This window comes from Vibrio hyugaensis (assembly GCF_002906655.1).
In the GTDB taxonomy this organism is placed as follows: Bacteria; Pseudomonadota; Gammaproteobacteria; order Enterobacterales; family Vibrionaceae; genus Vibrio; species Vibrio hyugaensis.
Genome location: NZ_CP025794.1, coordinates 776,100 through 789,632, shown reverse-complemented (window position 1 = coordinate 789,632; position 13,533 = coordinate 776,100). Strand labels below are relative to the sequence as shown.

12 protein-coding genes are annotated in these 13,533 nt (G+C 45.5%); 5 read left to right on the top strand and 7 right to left on the bottom strand.

What is annotated here, in order from left to right:
• Window positions 1-274: 274 nt before the first annotated feature.
• The 4 genes from C1S74_RS04290 to C1S74_RS04275 form a co-directional block, all read right to left on the bottom strand.
• Window positions 275-952: a TVP38/TMEM64 family protein gene (locus tag C1S74_RS04290; RefSeq protein WP_038881392.1), complete on the bottom strand. Its 678-nt coding sequence runs from the start codon at window positions 950-952 to the stop codon at window positions 275-277.
• A 69-nt stretch (window positions 953-1,021) separates the two neighbouring features.
• The gene (locus C1S74_RS04285; protein ID WP_045402297.1) at window positions 1,022-1,792 is read right to left on the bottom strand and encodes a heterodisulfide reductase-related iron-sulfur binding cluster; all 771 of its coding nucleotides are present in this window, start codon (window positions 1,790-1,792) and stop codon (window positions 1,022-1,024) included.
• Complete coding sequence (locus C1S74_RS04280) at window positions 1,789-3,585, bottom strand: FAD-dependent oxidoreductase (protein ID WP_045402294.1); 1,797 nt, start codon at window positions 3,583-3,585, stop codon at window positions 1,789-1,791. Before C1S74_RS04280 ends, C1S74_RS04285 begins: the two co-directional genes overlap by 4 nt.
• 21 nt (window positions 3,586-3,606) lie before the next feature.
• Window positions 3,607-4,590 carry a sulfurtransferase gene (locus C1S74_RS04275; RefSeq protein WP_045402292.1) on the bottom strand — a complete coding sequence of 328 codons (984 nt, stop codon included), beginning with the start codon at window positions 4,588-4,590 and terminating at the stop codon, window positions 3,607-3,609.
• Between the two features lie 406 nt (window positions 4,591-4,996).
• Between C1S74_RS04275 and C1S74_RS04270 the strand changes: the two genes are divergently transcribed.
• The 4 genes from C1S74_RS04270 to C1S74_RS04250 all read left to right on the top strand — a co-directional run bounded on the left by C1S74_RS04270 (window position 4,997) and on the right by C1S74_RS04250 (window position 9,944).
• Window positions 4,997-6,703, top strand: coding sequence for a sensor histidine kinase (locus C1S74_RS04270; protein WP_425275329.1), 1,707 nt, complete (start codon window positions 4,997-4,999; stop codon window positions 6,701-6,703).
• Window positions 6,693-7,289: a response regulator transcription factor gene (locus C1S74_RS04265; protein ID WP_045402287.1), complete on the top strand. Its 597-nt coding sequence runs from the start codon at window positions 6,693-6,695 to the stop codon at window positions 7,287-7,289. Before C1S74_RS04270 ends, C1S74_RS04265 begins: the two co-directional genes overlap by 11 nt.
• Before the next feature lie 167 nt (window positions 7,290-7,456).
• A complete protein-coding gene (locus C1S74_RS04260; RefSeq protein ID WP_045402285.1) occupies window positions 7,457-8,125 on the top strand; it encodes a hypothetical protein in 669 nt (222 codons plus the stop codon).
• Between the two features lie 328 nt (window positions 8,126-8,453).
• Window positions 8,454-9,944, top strand: coding sequence for a SulP family inorganic anion transporter (locus C1S74_RS04250; protein ID WP_045402281.1), 1,491 nt, complete (start codon window positions 8,454-8,456; stop codon window positions 9,942-9,944).
• A gap of 81 nt (window positions 9,945-10,025) precedes the next feature.
• Here the strand turns inward: C1S74_RS04250 and C1S74_RS04245 are convergent, their stop codons facing one another.
• Window positions 10,026-10,472 (bottom strand): META domain-containing protein, encoded by a 447-nt coding sequence (locus tag C1S74_RS04245; protein WP_038874586.1) that lies wholly within the window; start codon window positions 10,470-10,472, stop codon window positions 10,026-10,028.
• A gap of 220 nt (window positions 10,473-10,692) precedes the next feature.
• On the opposite strand from C1S74_RS04245, the gene C1S74_RS04240 reads away from it, so the two are divergent.
• Entirely contained in the window at window positions 10,693-10,941 is a 249-nt protein-coding gene (locus C1S74_RS04240) for a DUF1289 domain-containing protein (RefSeq protein ID WP_045402279.1), read from the top strand.
• A 101-nt stretch (window positions 10,942-11,042) separates the two neighbouring features.
• On the opposite strand, the gene C1S74_RS04235 is transcribed toward C1S74_RS04240, so the two are convergent.
• Window positions 11,043-11,264: a hypothetical protein gene (locus C1S74_RS04235; protein ID WP_038868743.1), complete on the bottom strand. Its 222-nt coding sequence runs from the start codon at window positions 11,262-11,264 to the stop codon at window positions 11,043-11,045.
• A gap of 445 nt (window positions 11,265-11,709) precedes the next feature.
• Window positions 11,710-13,413, bottom strand: a complete 1,704-nt coding sequence (gene ushA, locus C1S74_RS04230) for a bifunctional UDP-sugar hydrolase/5'-nucleotidase UshA (protein WP_038868741.1) — start codon at window positions 13,411-13,413, stop codon at window positions 11,710-11,712.
• Between the last annotated feature and the right edge of the window lie 120 nt (window positions 13,414-13,533).

Sequence of the window (13,533 nt, the reverse complement as noted above, 5' to 3'; positions counted from 1 at the left end):
ACCGTTTATTTTCGGCACTCAACATAGGGCTATTCATCAACTGAATACTCCGTTCCCTCTAGATGGATAGTAATCTATCTTGCTTTATTATCAACGCGAATTTGACAATAGATTCAGAGAATTACTCGCCTTGTGAGGTCATACCGATCAACATTTATCTTTGGCCTTAAACGTGAGCAATAAGGGCATAAAATATGACCAAGCTGATATGAATGAAAAGAGTGCAACTCCCGATAAGTCGCACTCTTTTGGCGTCAATAATGGATAGACCGGATTACTTCGCTAATTCTTCCATGTTGATGCCTTTTTTCTTCGCGATGTATTTTGGAATCAGAGACATGCCAAACAGGATAAGACCTGCAACCGCAAACTTCACTAGCAGCATTGCAGACACACCGTTTGTTGCAATATCCCCCGCCATGTAAGCGAAGATGAATGCACCTGGTGCCATCGTTAGTAGAGAAACTAGAGCGTAAGTGCCCAAGTTTAGGCTTGTTAGACCGTAAGCGTAGTTCTGTAGGCTGAATGGGAATACAGGTACTAGACGCGTTAAGATCAAGAAGCTTGTCCCGTTTGCTGCTACACCATCATCGATTTTCTTGAAGATTGGGTTATCGCCAAACTTCTTCATGATGGTGTTACGCAGTAGGAAGCGTGCCACGATGAATGCCGCCACTGCGCCAAGCGTTGCAGAAAATAGCGCTAAAACGCCACCTTTGATAGGGCCAAATACGATGCCTGCCACGATAGTGAACGCACTGCCTGGTAGTAGGAAAACACACGCAAACACGAATGCTGCTACGAATACTGCGTAACCCCAAACGCCAAAGCTTGCGATCCAATCTTGTAGGCTCTTGATGTCTGTAATGATCTCAAGGATGCCAGTTTGTTTTGCTGCGAATAGAGCGAGAGCGATAACAGCAACAATAAGAGCAATTTTTACGAATTTCATAAGTTCAACTTCACTTAAACCTAATAATTAAAAACATGTAGCTACAAAGACGTAGCTACAGAGACATAGCTAAACAGACATACACTTGATTAGGCCCGCTTTCGATTTGTAGCGGTTGAACCAAGCTTTCACAGGACTAGCGAGCACGTTTACTGGCGGCTCATCACCTTGCATGATCACAGGACCGAACATCAGATCCAGAATGTGCCAAGATTTCGTACCAACACCCATCATGGATGCACGACAAGCGGAGCAGTAAACCACCACGTAGTCTGTCTCAAACTCTTCCACGCGGCGTTTGATTACGCGTGTTGCGACGTCTGGGTTTGCTGGCACTACCATGCCGCCAAAGCCACAGCAGCGTGTGTTTTCACGTGTGTGTTCTGGTTCTGAGGTTTTGTAACCAAGCTCGTTCAAGATCCAGCGGATACCGTCTTGCAGTTCTTTTTCGTAGCGAGTAGAGCAAGAGTCGTGAATGGTGAATACCACGTCACTGTTTTTCGCTTTACCGCGTAGCGCTTCTGGCAGACCGATTTCTGGAAGCAGTTTCCATAATGAAACCGGCTTTTGTGTGCCGCCAGATTTCTTGATCATGCCGTAGCAGCTTTGACACGCCACAATGACTTCTTGTGCGTCTAGTTTATCGAAGTCTGCTTGAAGTTGGCCGTAGCGTTCTTTGAACTTATCTGTTTGACCAATAGCAGCGGTTGGTTTACCACAACACTTCTGCACTGCGCCCATGTCTGGGTACACTTCTTTTAAGTAGCTCGCAATTGCTGCTACGCCTTCTGGTGAGTAGGATGGCAAGCTGCATCCTGGCATAAATACTTTATTACTCATTTTGTCGATACCGCTCGTTTTGCCATAGTGAAGATTTTTGAGAAGCCCAGCTTCTGGTGCATGTTGATTGCTTTGTGACCCGGCATTGGTGATTCACCATTGTTTGCCTTAACAAAGTCAGCACGTGCGCCTAAGAACATTTCCTTCATTGGGAAGTCTTTCGGACATACGATGGTGCACTGGTCACAGGCGTTACATGAGTAAGCCATCAATGGGTCCATTGACTTGTTGTTCACGAAGTCAGAGAAGATGGTCTTCGGACAGTCACTGAAGTCGTTCATCATGATGCACTCGGTCATACATAGCTTGCAGCTACATTGCAGACAGCGAGATGCTTCTTGTTTGATTTGCTCTTCAGTAAAGCCTAAATCCACTTGTGCAAAATCTTGCTTACGCTCTTCTGCGTTACGCAATTCACCGTGTAGGCGAGGGGTATCTACCATACCTTTTGGTAGTGGTACGTCTAGACGAGATGAGTAGCTGTATTCTTGCTCGAAGTCGCGACCTTCAGTCAGTGGACGAGTCGTTAGGAAACGCTCAACACTCATTGCTGCCTTGCGACCTAATGCCATCGCTTCAATCACGATGTTACCGCCACACGCGTCACCAGCTACGAAGACGTCTTCTAGGCTAGAAGCTAGTGTTTGTTTATCGACTACGTAACGGCCGCCGCGAGTTTGTTCTAGGGCGCCGCCAGTGATGTCAGCCACAACTTGACCCGTAGCGAAAACAACCGTATCGACAAAGATCGTTTTGCTTTCGTCACTGTACTTCGGTGCAAAGTTGCCTTGCTCGTCAAAGATAGACAGTGCTTTCTTGATAGTGATGCCGGTTACTTTGCCGTTCTCGTGTTCGATAGCAACTGGACCCCAACCTGCGTTGAACTCGACACCTTCTTCTAGCGACTCGTCGATTTCGATTTGGCTTGCAGGTAGGTTTTCAAGGCTCTCAAGCGAACATTGGTAAACTTCGCTTGCACCGATACGCCATGAAGAGCGCGCACAGTCCATAGCAACGTCACCACCGCCGATAACCATCACGCGTTTGCCTGCACGTGGGAATTGGCGAGTTTCAGAAATCTCTTTCAAGTATTCAACCGCAGAGAACACGCCATCGTTGTCGTGACCTGGTAGCGGAATGATAGAGCCTACGTGTGCACCGTGAGCCAGAATCACAGCATCGTGTTCGCTACGCAGAGTGTCGAAGCTGATGTCTTTGCCGATTTCAACACCGAAACGAGTCGTCACACCTAGCATTGCTAAGTAGCTGTATTCGAAGTCGATAACGTCGCGTGGTAGACGGTATTCAGGGATACCCACACGCATCATGCCGCCGTATACGTCTAGCTTTTCGTAAATCGTTACTTCGTGGCCTTGACGACGAAGCTCAATAGCTGCTTGCGCGCCAGCAGGACCTGCACCCACAATCGCGATGTGCTTGTTGGTTAGGGGGGCAATGTTAAGATCCCAGTGATCTTGGTTATCCAGTTTTTCTGCGACAAAACGTTTGATGCCTGCAACGCTGATCGGTTGACCGAATTCAGTGTTACGACGGCAAGACGCTTCACAAGGGTGTGCACAGATGCGGCCAAGCGTTTGAGGTAGGAATAGTTTGCTACGGATCAGATCCAAAGCACCTTGGAAATCACCTTCGCCAGCCATGCGAACGTATTGCTTTACGTCTGTGTGCATTGGACATGCGGTTTGACATGCCGGATCGGCATCACCCATACAGCCATCGACAATCATTTGCGCGGTGTCGTATAGCTTTTGGCTAAAAATTACATTGTTCATTAACTGCGGTTTCCGTGTTGATTAGCTCTTGCCGTTGATAACGTTCACTTCAGGATTCTTCTGCTCGTAGTGAGCATGGCTGTACTCGATCCATGAGCCGTCGTAGTTGTAGACGCCTTCTGCACCTAATACTTCAGTAAGAATCATGGTGGTGTGGGCAGAGCGAACACCTGACTGGCAGTAAGCGATAACTTTCTTGCCTTTTATGATGTCGCCGTAAAGGGCTTGCAGTTCTTCTGCTGACTTCAGCGTTGTGTCTTCGTTCAACGCTTTGGTCCAGTTAATGTGAACACTGCTTGGGATAGTGCCCGGACCGTACGCGCCAGACACCGCTACTTCACCGCTAAACTCGTCGTTGCCGCGAGTATCTAGGATTACCCAATCAGGGTTGTTTTGTGCCGCGATAACCATGTCTAGCGTTGCTAGTGTATTGTTGTCTTGCTCTGTATTTGTCGCTTTGTACTCAACAGCAGCAACACTTTGGTTTGCAGAGCCAGTTGGGTAACCTGCGCCCATCCAAGCGTTTAAGCCACCATCTAGGTAACGAACGTCGTGGTGACCAAGGTTATGGATTTGCCAGTAAAGACGCGCAGCATCGTGGTGAGAGCCTGCGGCGTAAACGACGATTGTGCTGTCTGTTGTTGCGCCAAAGCTACCTAAGATGGTTTCCATCTCTTCCGTGCTGTTGCTCATACCGCCGAAATCGTAAACGCCTTCAGCCGCAGAGTAATCATTACGCCACATAGTGTAAGAACCAGAGATAGGGCTGTCTGGCTTGATAGGGTTTAGCGCGCCGATCACAACCACGTCTTTATCACTGTCCATCAGCGATTTCAGTTGTTGTGCAGAGATGAAGTGCTCTGGGTGAGCGTATTCAGTGAACTTTTGCTCTTGTGCTGCGGCATCCACTGTCACTGCTTCAGCTGAGAACATCGTATTGTAAGCTGAGTAGCCAACAGCTGCGACAGCCGCCAACACACCCAACGCAATCGTCGATTTTTTCATGAGTTGCTTCCATATTTTAATTTAAAGTTTTCCTGACGAGTCATTTTGCTCGGCAGTTAGAATTTTTTGCAGCTAGGAAGAAGAGGCATGAACTTTGTAATTTTTCATAAGTGTTCATGGTGTATTAACACTCTTAAAGAGTGCATTCGTATCTAGCCCTTTGTTGGTAGGCATTTTGAGGAAATCGATACTTAGGGGGTATTGTGGTTTCCCACAATAATGAATTCGAATTGATCTAAAGCAACAAACTGATAGGGGGATGTGATGGTAAAATGTGCTACAAATAAATTTTCATATTACTTATTAAGTGATTAATAACCATTCTCATAAATTCGTCCGGTTGATACTCCTTGTTTTCCTTTTCTTCTCTTCTTTTAGTTTTTCGGACGAGCAAAAAACGCAAAGAATGATTTATGACGTCGGTGTGCTGGCGTTGCGTGGGCACGCACATGCGCGAGAAGCATGGCAACCGACTTTGGATTGGTTAGAGGCTCAAAATCCTGGTTATAAATTCAACTTACATACTTACGACTTTGACCAACTCGAAGACGCGTTTTTGCACGGTTGGCTCGATTTCATCCTGACCAGTCCGGGGCAAGCGACCAAACTTGCTCGCGAGTACCCAATCAACTGGTTGGCAACGCAGAAAACTGCCTATAGTAATTTGCCGAACAAATCGATCGCATCTGTCGTGGTGGTACGTGAAGCTTCACCATATAAAACGCTGCGTGACATCAATAAAGCTAACGTTGCGGCAGTATCAGAAAAAGCGTTTGGTGGATTCTTAGCCTTACGTTACGAGCTAGACAAATTGGGTTACTTCAACTCTTCTTTCTTCGAAAAGATCCACTTTACTGGCCCGCCGACTGATCAACTGATTTTGGACGTGATCAAGAATGATCTCGATGTTGCGATCGTTCCTGCTTGTACTCTGGAGAACATGGCGAAAGAGGGGCGTATTCAACTGCATAACCTGCGAGTTCTAAATGAAAAACGTCCTGCCGATTCTGTTTGTGCGGTGAGTACACCTTTGTACCCAAACTGGACGATGGCAATGACAGAGCGAGCGCCTGCGGATGTGGGACAAATGGTGGCGCAAACCTTGTTCGCAATGCCTGAAGAGCACCCTGCAGCGATTGCTGCGAATAACGTGGGATGGATGTTGCCAGCACCGAGCATCAATGTCGATAAAGTCTACAAGCACTTAGACATGCATCCATTACAAAAATCTTGGGGACAAAAAGCACAAGAATGGCTGTATAAGAACCAAGCGATTGCGATGGCCTCTTTGCTGACTTTATTATTATTAACTGGCTATCACTTCTGGTTGGAGTGGAAATTCAAACGTAGCCGAGAAGAGCTACAAGCAACGATGAACGATCTGCGTCGCAAGAGCTCGATGCTTGAACATGCCCAGCGCATAACGATTGTTGGTGAGTTAGGAAGTAGCCTTGCGCACGAAATAAATCAACCGCTTGCAGCAATCAAGAATTACAGTCAGGGCGCGAAAGTGCGAATGGAACGGGGCGCGACAGCAGAAGAAATGTCGCCAATCCTAGATAAGATTCAGCAACAAGTTACTTCCGCGAGCGGCATTATTCAGCGCCTTAGAAGCTTGATAAACAAAACGCCGATTGAAAAGAGCTGGGTAGATTTACCTTTCTTAATCGAAGAAGCGATGAAGCTGGTGGACTACGAATTCCAGCGCCATCGTATCCAACTTGGCGTGCTGTACTCCGGCGAACCGCAAAAAGTGTTTGCCGACGTTACCGGTTTGCAGCAAGTCATTCTTAATGTTCTGAACAATGCCAAAGACGCCTGTTTGAGCCATTCACCGAAACGAAAAGACTTGTATGTGGATCTGCACGTCAGTTTTTGTGATGAGATGGTCATCATTGATGTGACCGATAACGGCATTGGTATTGAAGAAGAGAGCACGCCACTTGACCAAGCCTTCTACACCACCAAAGAGAATGGGTTGGGTTTAGGTTTGGCGATTTGTCGTGATGTGCTTGATGCTCACCAAGGCAGCATTCAATTTAGGTCAATTGAGCCGACGGGTTGTCAGGTGACCATTGTATTACCGTATCAGGAGGCTTGTCATGAGTCGTAACCTTTGTCCGCTCTATATCGTTGATGATGAAGAGCCAGTATTGGAATCCATGGCATTTATGTTGGAAAGCTATGGTTATGAGGTTGAGATTTTCTCTAGCGGGATGGCGTTTCTCGATGGTGCCGATTTATCATCGCCCGGTTGCGTTTTGCTTGATAGCCGCATGCCAGAGATGCGAGGCCAAGATGTTCACCACTTCATGAACGAGAAGTTCAGTCCAATCAGTGTGATTTACCTGACAGGACATGGCGATATCCCAATGGCGGTGGATGCGCTCAAAGATGGTGCGTTAGACTTTTTCCAAAAGCCAGTTGATGGCAATGCGCTGGTGTTAGCGATTGAAGATGCCATGGAACAGTCGATCAAAAACTGTGAAAAGCTCAGTGCAAAACAAGTTCTACAGAACCTTACTAAGCGTGAAAGAGAAGTGCTTGGCTTAGTGGTTAAAGGGATGAAAAACCAAGAGATGGCGGACTTGTTGTGTGTCTCTTTACGAACGATTGAAGTACACCGTTCCAACGTGATGAAGAAACTCGAATCGGAAAGCCTTGCTGCACTGATTCGTAAAGTCGGGCATTTAATCTAACAAAGCCGTATTCGGTGAACAAAGCGTATCATTGTTGGGAAATGAATCTATTTAGGTCGAAGTAATTACGGTAACTCAATGATAATTAGGGAAAGGTTTGCTCATTTAGTATCTGGAAGATAACATCAGTAACCAGAATAAACCTTACTCTTAATTAGAATCCAACTATGTTTGTCGATACCGTTAAAAGCGCTTTCTCATCATTGAGTGCAAATAAACAGGCTATTGCGAAAGCAACAGCGTTACCCATTCTCCTTTCTCTGATGCTGGATCTTGTTTTGAACTCAGCGCAAGGGGATATCGCTCCTATTCTCGTTCAGATCTTGATGGCTCTTTTATCTGCAATCGTTGCAATCAACGTTCACAGCATCATTTTGAAAGGCCCTCAGTCTGTGCCTCAGTGGGGACGTTTCACGTTTGGAAAAATCGAAATGTGGTTTATCGGCCATTACTTGGTCATGACCGTAGCGGTGGTCGCTGTGGCTGCGCTTTTCGCGATGATTAATGTCGCCCTTGCTGCTATTGCGTTATTGGCGCTAAGTGTAGTGTGTTGTCGATTAGTCTTGGTTTTTCCAGCCATCGCGATTGGTAAAGGTGTTTCTTTCCCTTACGCGTGGAACCTTACCAAAGGCCATACTTGGTACATGATGAGCGTTGTGATTATCGTGCCGCTTCTGTTTGGTTTGGCTATGTCACCACTTGCGTTTTTACAGCTTCCTTTCTTAATGAGCCTGTTGAGTTTCTTGGTGACGATTATCGGTATTGCGATTCTTTCCAAAGCTTATGAGCAATTAAGTGGCTTTGATGGAGAAAGGTACTCTCAGCAGTCATTCTAAAAACGCTTGTTACGATAATCCCTTATTCTATAAGGCATAGAGATGATAAGAACGCTTCCTTTGTGAGGCGTTTTTTTTGTGGCTCTTTGTAGGACTGTTGACTTCGTTTTGTAAGAATTTATTACAATTTAGATTTTTATAGTGATATAAAGCACACTTCTCTTGGGGGCGCTCTCGTTGTTTGTCCTCATTTTTTGGCTCATCAACAGGAAAAGGAAGGTGCTTTTTGCTCATTAGTCCGCCTTAGAACGATCTCTCAGATGCGTTTGCATCACTCCCTTCACCGTGCGCAATGCACCAACTAAGGCAATACGTTTATGAGAGATTTATGTTTAAATTTACAAAAGATACTTGGTTCAACAATGTTAAAGGAGATTGTTTATCAGGAGTTGTTGTAGCGCTGGCACTTATACCAGAAGCTATTGCATTCTCTATTATCGCAGGATTAGACCCTAAAGTTGGTCTATATGCCTCGTTTTCCATCTGTGTCGTGATTGCGTTTACAGGCTCAAGGTCCGGAATGATTTCCGCGGCTACGGGCGCTATGGCGCTGTTGATGACAACCTTAGTCAAAGACCATGGTTTACAGTATCTGTTGGCCGCTTCGTTTTTCGCTGGCGTACTTCAACTGTTGATCGGTTATTTGAGGCTAGGGGATTTAATGCGTTTCGTCTCAAAGTCGATCATGACCGGGTTTGTTAACGCGTTGGCTATCTTAATCTTTATGGCGCAGCTGCCTGAACTAACCAATGTTTCTTGGCCTGTTTACGCACTGACAGGATTAGGGTTGGCCATCATCTACATGTTTCCTTATGTTCCTAAAATAGGAAAAATGCTACCTTCACCTTTAGTGTGTATCGTCGTAGTGACTGTGATTGCCCTAATGTTCAATATTGATATTCGGACAGTAGGCGATATGGGAGAGTTACCTGATTCACTCCCTGTCTTTATGATCCCAGATATTCCTTTTAACCTTGAAACACTCCAAATCATTTTCCCTTATTCACTAGCACTCGCTGTTGTTGGTGTGCTGGAGTCGTTGATGACAGCTTCCATCGTGGATGAGCTGACAGACACGGAAAGTGAAAATAACGATGAGTGTAAAGGACAAGGGATTGCGAATATGGTCTCGTCGTTGTTTGGTGGTATGGCGGGTTGCGCTATGATCGGCCAATCAATGATCAATATTCAGTCTGGCGGACGTACGCGGTTGTCTACGTTATGCGCTGGTGTGTTTCTACTTATCATGGTGGTGTTTTTGGGTGACTACCTAAAACAGATCCCGATGGCTGCGTTGGTAGCGGTGATGATCATGGTTTCTATCAGCACATTTTCATGGAATTCGATTGCCGAAATGCGTAAGCACAGTCTGTCCACAAACCTTGTGATGGTTTCAACCGTGATTGCGGTTGTTGCGACGCATAACTTAGCAATAGGTGTGTTAGTCGGGGTGCTATTGGCGTGTGTGTTTTATGTGAACCAGAGTCGAACCCTAATGAAAGTGTCGGATGAGGTGATCATAGATAACGACCACACCATTCATAAAGTGCATGGGCAAATCTTCTTTGCTTCTGCGTATAGCTTTACGGATATGTTTGACTTCGATAATGCCACGAAGTACATCACGATTGATTTATCGGATGCGCATTTCTGGGACATCACGGCAATATCTGCGCTTGATAAAGCCATCATGAAGTTCCGAAAAGGGGGGGCTATTGTCGCAGTGAGAGGCATGAACGAAGCCACATTGGATATGATTGACCGTCATGCGGTGTATGACGATCCTGAAAAGCTTGCGAAGCAATCTGTCGGACATTAGAAACAAAAAAAGCAGCCAATGGCTGCTTTTTTAGAGACTCATCATTTCAGAGACGTATTGTCTTAGAAACTGAATATGGGATTAGTTTACCCAGTCACGCAGTGTGAACGTTAGTTCGTGATCTGCGTTTTTCAGTACTAGACCGTCGTTAGTTAGAGTAACGTCGCTCCAATCAGAAAGCGTTTCAGACATTACTTTTTCAATCTTCATTTGATCGCCTACACACATCATCATGGTCATACCCATTTTCTCAATGCGCAGTTGGTTGTCTTTCAGTTCTGCTTGACCGAAGAAGTTGTTACAACCTGCGTTGCCGTTCGCTGTTAGGTTTTCACCAATTTCTAAGCGAGGGGCTTTCTTTTGTTCTTCCGATGCAATGTTTTTGCCATCGATTTGAACCAGCTCCCAGTTATGGTGCTGTAGATCTTGAGCCGTAATTTCTTTCACATTATCACCGTTGCTAGCGCATGCAGTCATTAGAACTGGAAGTGAGATTGCTGCTACTAACGTTTTTAGGCTAAGCTTCATTTTATTGACTCCGTTTTTAGAAAACGTGGTAAGTATAGGTAATAAAACACTGTTTTTGTCAGCATACGGTTATGGTTTCGTATGTTTTTAAACACAGCGTATTTTATAACAGAGATCCCATTATCGGTATTGATATTCACCGAAAACTTAGAAATTTCTTACAGTTATTCGACTATTAACGTATTGGATTTAAACAAGCTAACGATAGAACGGTTTGAGCATGGAGCAACTGGAGTTTTTTACCGTCCCAAGTCCTTGCGTTGGAATTTGCACTTCCGACGAAAAAGGGTATTGCAAGGGATGCATGCGTAAGAGAGAAGAGCGGTTTAATTGGCTAAGCTTTACCCCTGCACAACAGTTACACGTGATCAAGCTATGTCGTCAACGTTATAGAAGAAAGGTATTGGTAGGGAAGGCAAAAGCAGAATTGCCACAGGATGGAGCGTCACCGCAGCAAGATTTGTTTTAGTTGATAGTGGGATTCAACTATTCCCGGCCCAGTCTGAGATACTTATCCATAAGAGCCGGGAAGCTCCTATCCATTTCCCACCTCTGAAAAAGTGGTTGGCGTTATTTCATTGACCATTGGTCACTGACCCAGCCTCCTGCTTGTTCGTCAAAGTGGCTTCCGGCAAAGCGGTGGTTTTGCTCCACCTCTAATCGACTGGTTGGCAGTTCATCCATCAGTTGATGAATATAGTTTGCCATGGGATCAGTACATGCTTCACGTTCTCTGCGAGTTACCACTTCTTTAATCAGTTGCAGTCTGTAGCTGTTGCTGGCTCGTTTCATTTTTGACCTCCAGAACTCGATGGCAGCAGTTTGAACACATTGACGTCCAGATCGCTGCTCATTGGCGTGCACGTGGAGGCACAACGCCGTCGTTTGAAGTCCTAAAGACAAATTGTTTGAGAGCAGTGTTTGTAACGCCATTCACATCTTTCTCAGAATCATTAGCTGCGCGAATAAAAATGAATCGCGAAAGTTAGTCAATGAATCTGCTTATTTGAAAGACCTTATCAAACATAGAAGCCCCGCACATGGGCGTCAATAACACAAATGAACATTTTTTGAACGATTTGTGAAGGGTCTGCTTTTTCAGGGATTTAGCACCAATAAAAAAACCGGAGCCACTTGGGCTCCGGTTGGTCTTAGAGTCAGTCTGACACGCCTTTGTTTCGATTGTTATGCAACCGAATGGCTGTCAACATCTAAATGTAGACAAGGTCTCAGTAGATTAGCTACCTGAAGCAGGACAACCTTTCACAGCTTGACCGTTGCTGAAGTACTCGATATTGCCTAAATTCTTGTCAAAGTCTGCAGCAGAGATCTGAGGGTTTTTAACGAAGAACTCTCGCAGTACAGAAGCATCTGTCATTTGAGTTGATTCAACATCGATCACTGGGTAATCATCACCACCAGCCGCGCTGAAGCTGATCACAGAGAACGTGTAAGTATCCGCTAGGTTGAAGCCCTTACCGTTGATGTCTGTGATAGTGACATCGCTTGCGTCACAATCAACAGATAGCGTGATGTTGTCTAGTTGAGCGTAAGCACCAGAGCCCGCAGATTTCGTTGCAACTACGTCTAGGTAATCTTTAACTTCTTGGCCGGTCATCGTTGCTTTGGTTACGAAGTTACCGAAAGGTTGTACGGTTAGTACATCGCGGTAAGCGATATCGCCTTTCTGGATTGAGTCACGCACACCACCTGAGTTCATTACACCAAAGTCAGCGTTAACTAGCTCATAAGTGCGGTACGCCTCACCCAATAGGTGGCCAAGGTTAGTTTGCTCTGAACGAACTACGCCACGGTCGCCTTCAAGTTTGCCGTCAGTTTCTGAAACTTTAACATCCAACAAGTCTTGACCTTGTTGTTGGTAAGGAAGAAGGATCGACTTCACTGTTGCGTCGTGCTTGATGTACTCACCGATCACTTCATCGTTGTCATCAAGAAGGTTTACAGGGATTAGTGCGTATTTAGCTAGGTGCAGTTTGCCATCGTAGAATTCGAAGTCTGCACGACCTACGTATTTACCCCACTCATGCGCTTGCATGATGTAAGTACCGTTTTGTTGGTCTGGAGCACAGTCATCACCTGGTTTGAAGTCAGCGTAGTTGTTTGTGCCAGGCTCCATACATACTGGGTTTTGAGAGTGACCACCGATGATTGCGTCCAGCTCACCTTCTTCAAGAGAACGTGCAAGTAGAACATCACCAGGTGCTTCGCTGCCGTGTTGACCATCTTGGTAGTGGCCCATGTGTGTTGTAGCGAACACTAGGTCAACTTTCTCGTTTGCTTCGATTTCTGCAAGTACTTTTTGGATTTCAACTTGTGGATCTTCGAAGTAGATATCCGCAACGTTGTCTGGGTTTACCAGTTTTGCTGTGTCTTTTGTTGTAAGACCGATAACCGCCACTTTAAGACCGTTAACCGTGAATACTTTGTAAGGGTCGAAGTAACGTTCATCAGTTACTTTGCCGTCTGCATCTTTCTTGTAGATGTTTGCAGCTAGCATCGGGAAGTCAGCAAGCTCTGCCTGCATGTCTAATACGTCTAGAGAGTTATCAAATTCGTGGTTACCGACAGCCATTGCATCGTAACCAATAAGGTTCATACCTACGAAGTCTGGCACGGCATCTTGCATGTCTGACTCTGGTACACCTGTGTTGATGTCACCACCAGACAGCAGGATTGACTCACCACCGTTTTCAGCAACTTCTGCACGAATAGATTCGATAAGCGTTTTACGTGCTGCCATACCATACTCGCCATCGCTGTTGTGCCAAAAGCGACCGTGGTTATCGTTGGTATGAAGAACAGTGAATTTAGTACAAGAGTCAGCGGTCTCACAGGTAACTGGAGAGTTGTCGCTGTCTGAGCCACATCCAGCTAGCGCAGCACCGACAGAAAGTACCAAGAGGGATTTATAAAACTTCATAAGGGATCCTTTCTTTGTGATTTTGATTTTATTACGGCGTGAAATATACGGAATTAGTGTGAAACTTTAGTGATCTATATCTTATTTATAGTTTTGTTGAATAAAGGAAATAACAAGCCT

What these genes read in the sequence shown, in the direction of transcription:
- C1S74_RS04270 (WP_425275329.1), top strand. Translation starts at nt 4,997, where the DNA reads ATGATTTATGACGTCGGTGTGCTGGCGTTGCGTGGGCACGCACATGCG.
- C1S74_RS04250 (WP_045402281.1), top strand. Translation starts at nt 8,454, where the DNA reads ATGTTTAAATTTACAAAAGATACTTGGTTCAACAATGTTAAAGGAGAT.
- C1S74_RS04280 (WP_045402294.1), bottom strand. Translation starts at nt 3,585, where the DNA reads ATGAACAATGTAATTTTTAGCCAAAAGCTATACGACACCGCGCAAATG.
- C1S74_RS04235 (WP_038868743.1), bottom strand. Translation starts at nt 11,264, where the DNA reads ATGAAACGAGCCAGCAACAGCTACAGACTGCAACTGATTAAAGAAGTG.
- C1S74_RS04285 (WP_045402297.1), bottom strand. Translation starts at nt 1,792, where the DNA reads ATGAGTAATAAAGTATTTATGCCAGGATGCAGCTTGCCATCCTACTCA.
- C1S74_RS04260 (WP_045402285.1), top strand. Translation starts at nt 7,457, where the DNA reads ATGTTTGTCGATACCGTTAAAAGCGCTTTCTCATCATTGAGTGCAAAT.
- C1S74_RS04240 (WP_045402279.1), top strand. Translation starts at nt 10,693, where the DNA reads ATGGAGCAACTGGAGTTTTTTACCGTCCCAAGTCCTTGCGTTGGAATT.
- C1S74_RS04290 (WP_038881392.1), bottom strand. Translation starts at nt 952, where the DNA reads ATGAAATTCGTAAAAATTGCTCTTATTGTTGCTGTTATCGCTCTCGCT.
- C1S74_RS04265 (WP_045402287.1), top strand. Translation starts at nt 6,693, where the DNA reads ATGAGTCGTAACCTTTGTCCGCTCTATATCGTTGATGATGAAGAGCCA.
- C1S74_RS04275 (WP_045402292.1), bottom strand. Translation starts at nt 4,590, where the DNA reads ATGAAAAAATCGACGATTGCGTTGGGTGTGTTGGCGGCTGTCGCAGCT.
- C1S74_RS04245 (WP_038874586.1), bottom strand. Translation starts at nt 10,472, where the DNA reads ATGAAGCTTAGCCTAAAAACGTTAGTAGCAGCAATCTCACTTCCAGTT.
- ushA (WP_038868741.1), bottom strand. Translation starts at nt 13,413, where the DNA reads ATGAAGTTTTATAAATCCCTCTTGGTACTTTCTGTCGGTGCTGCGCTA.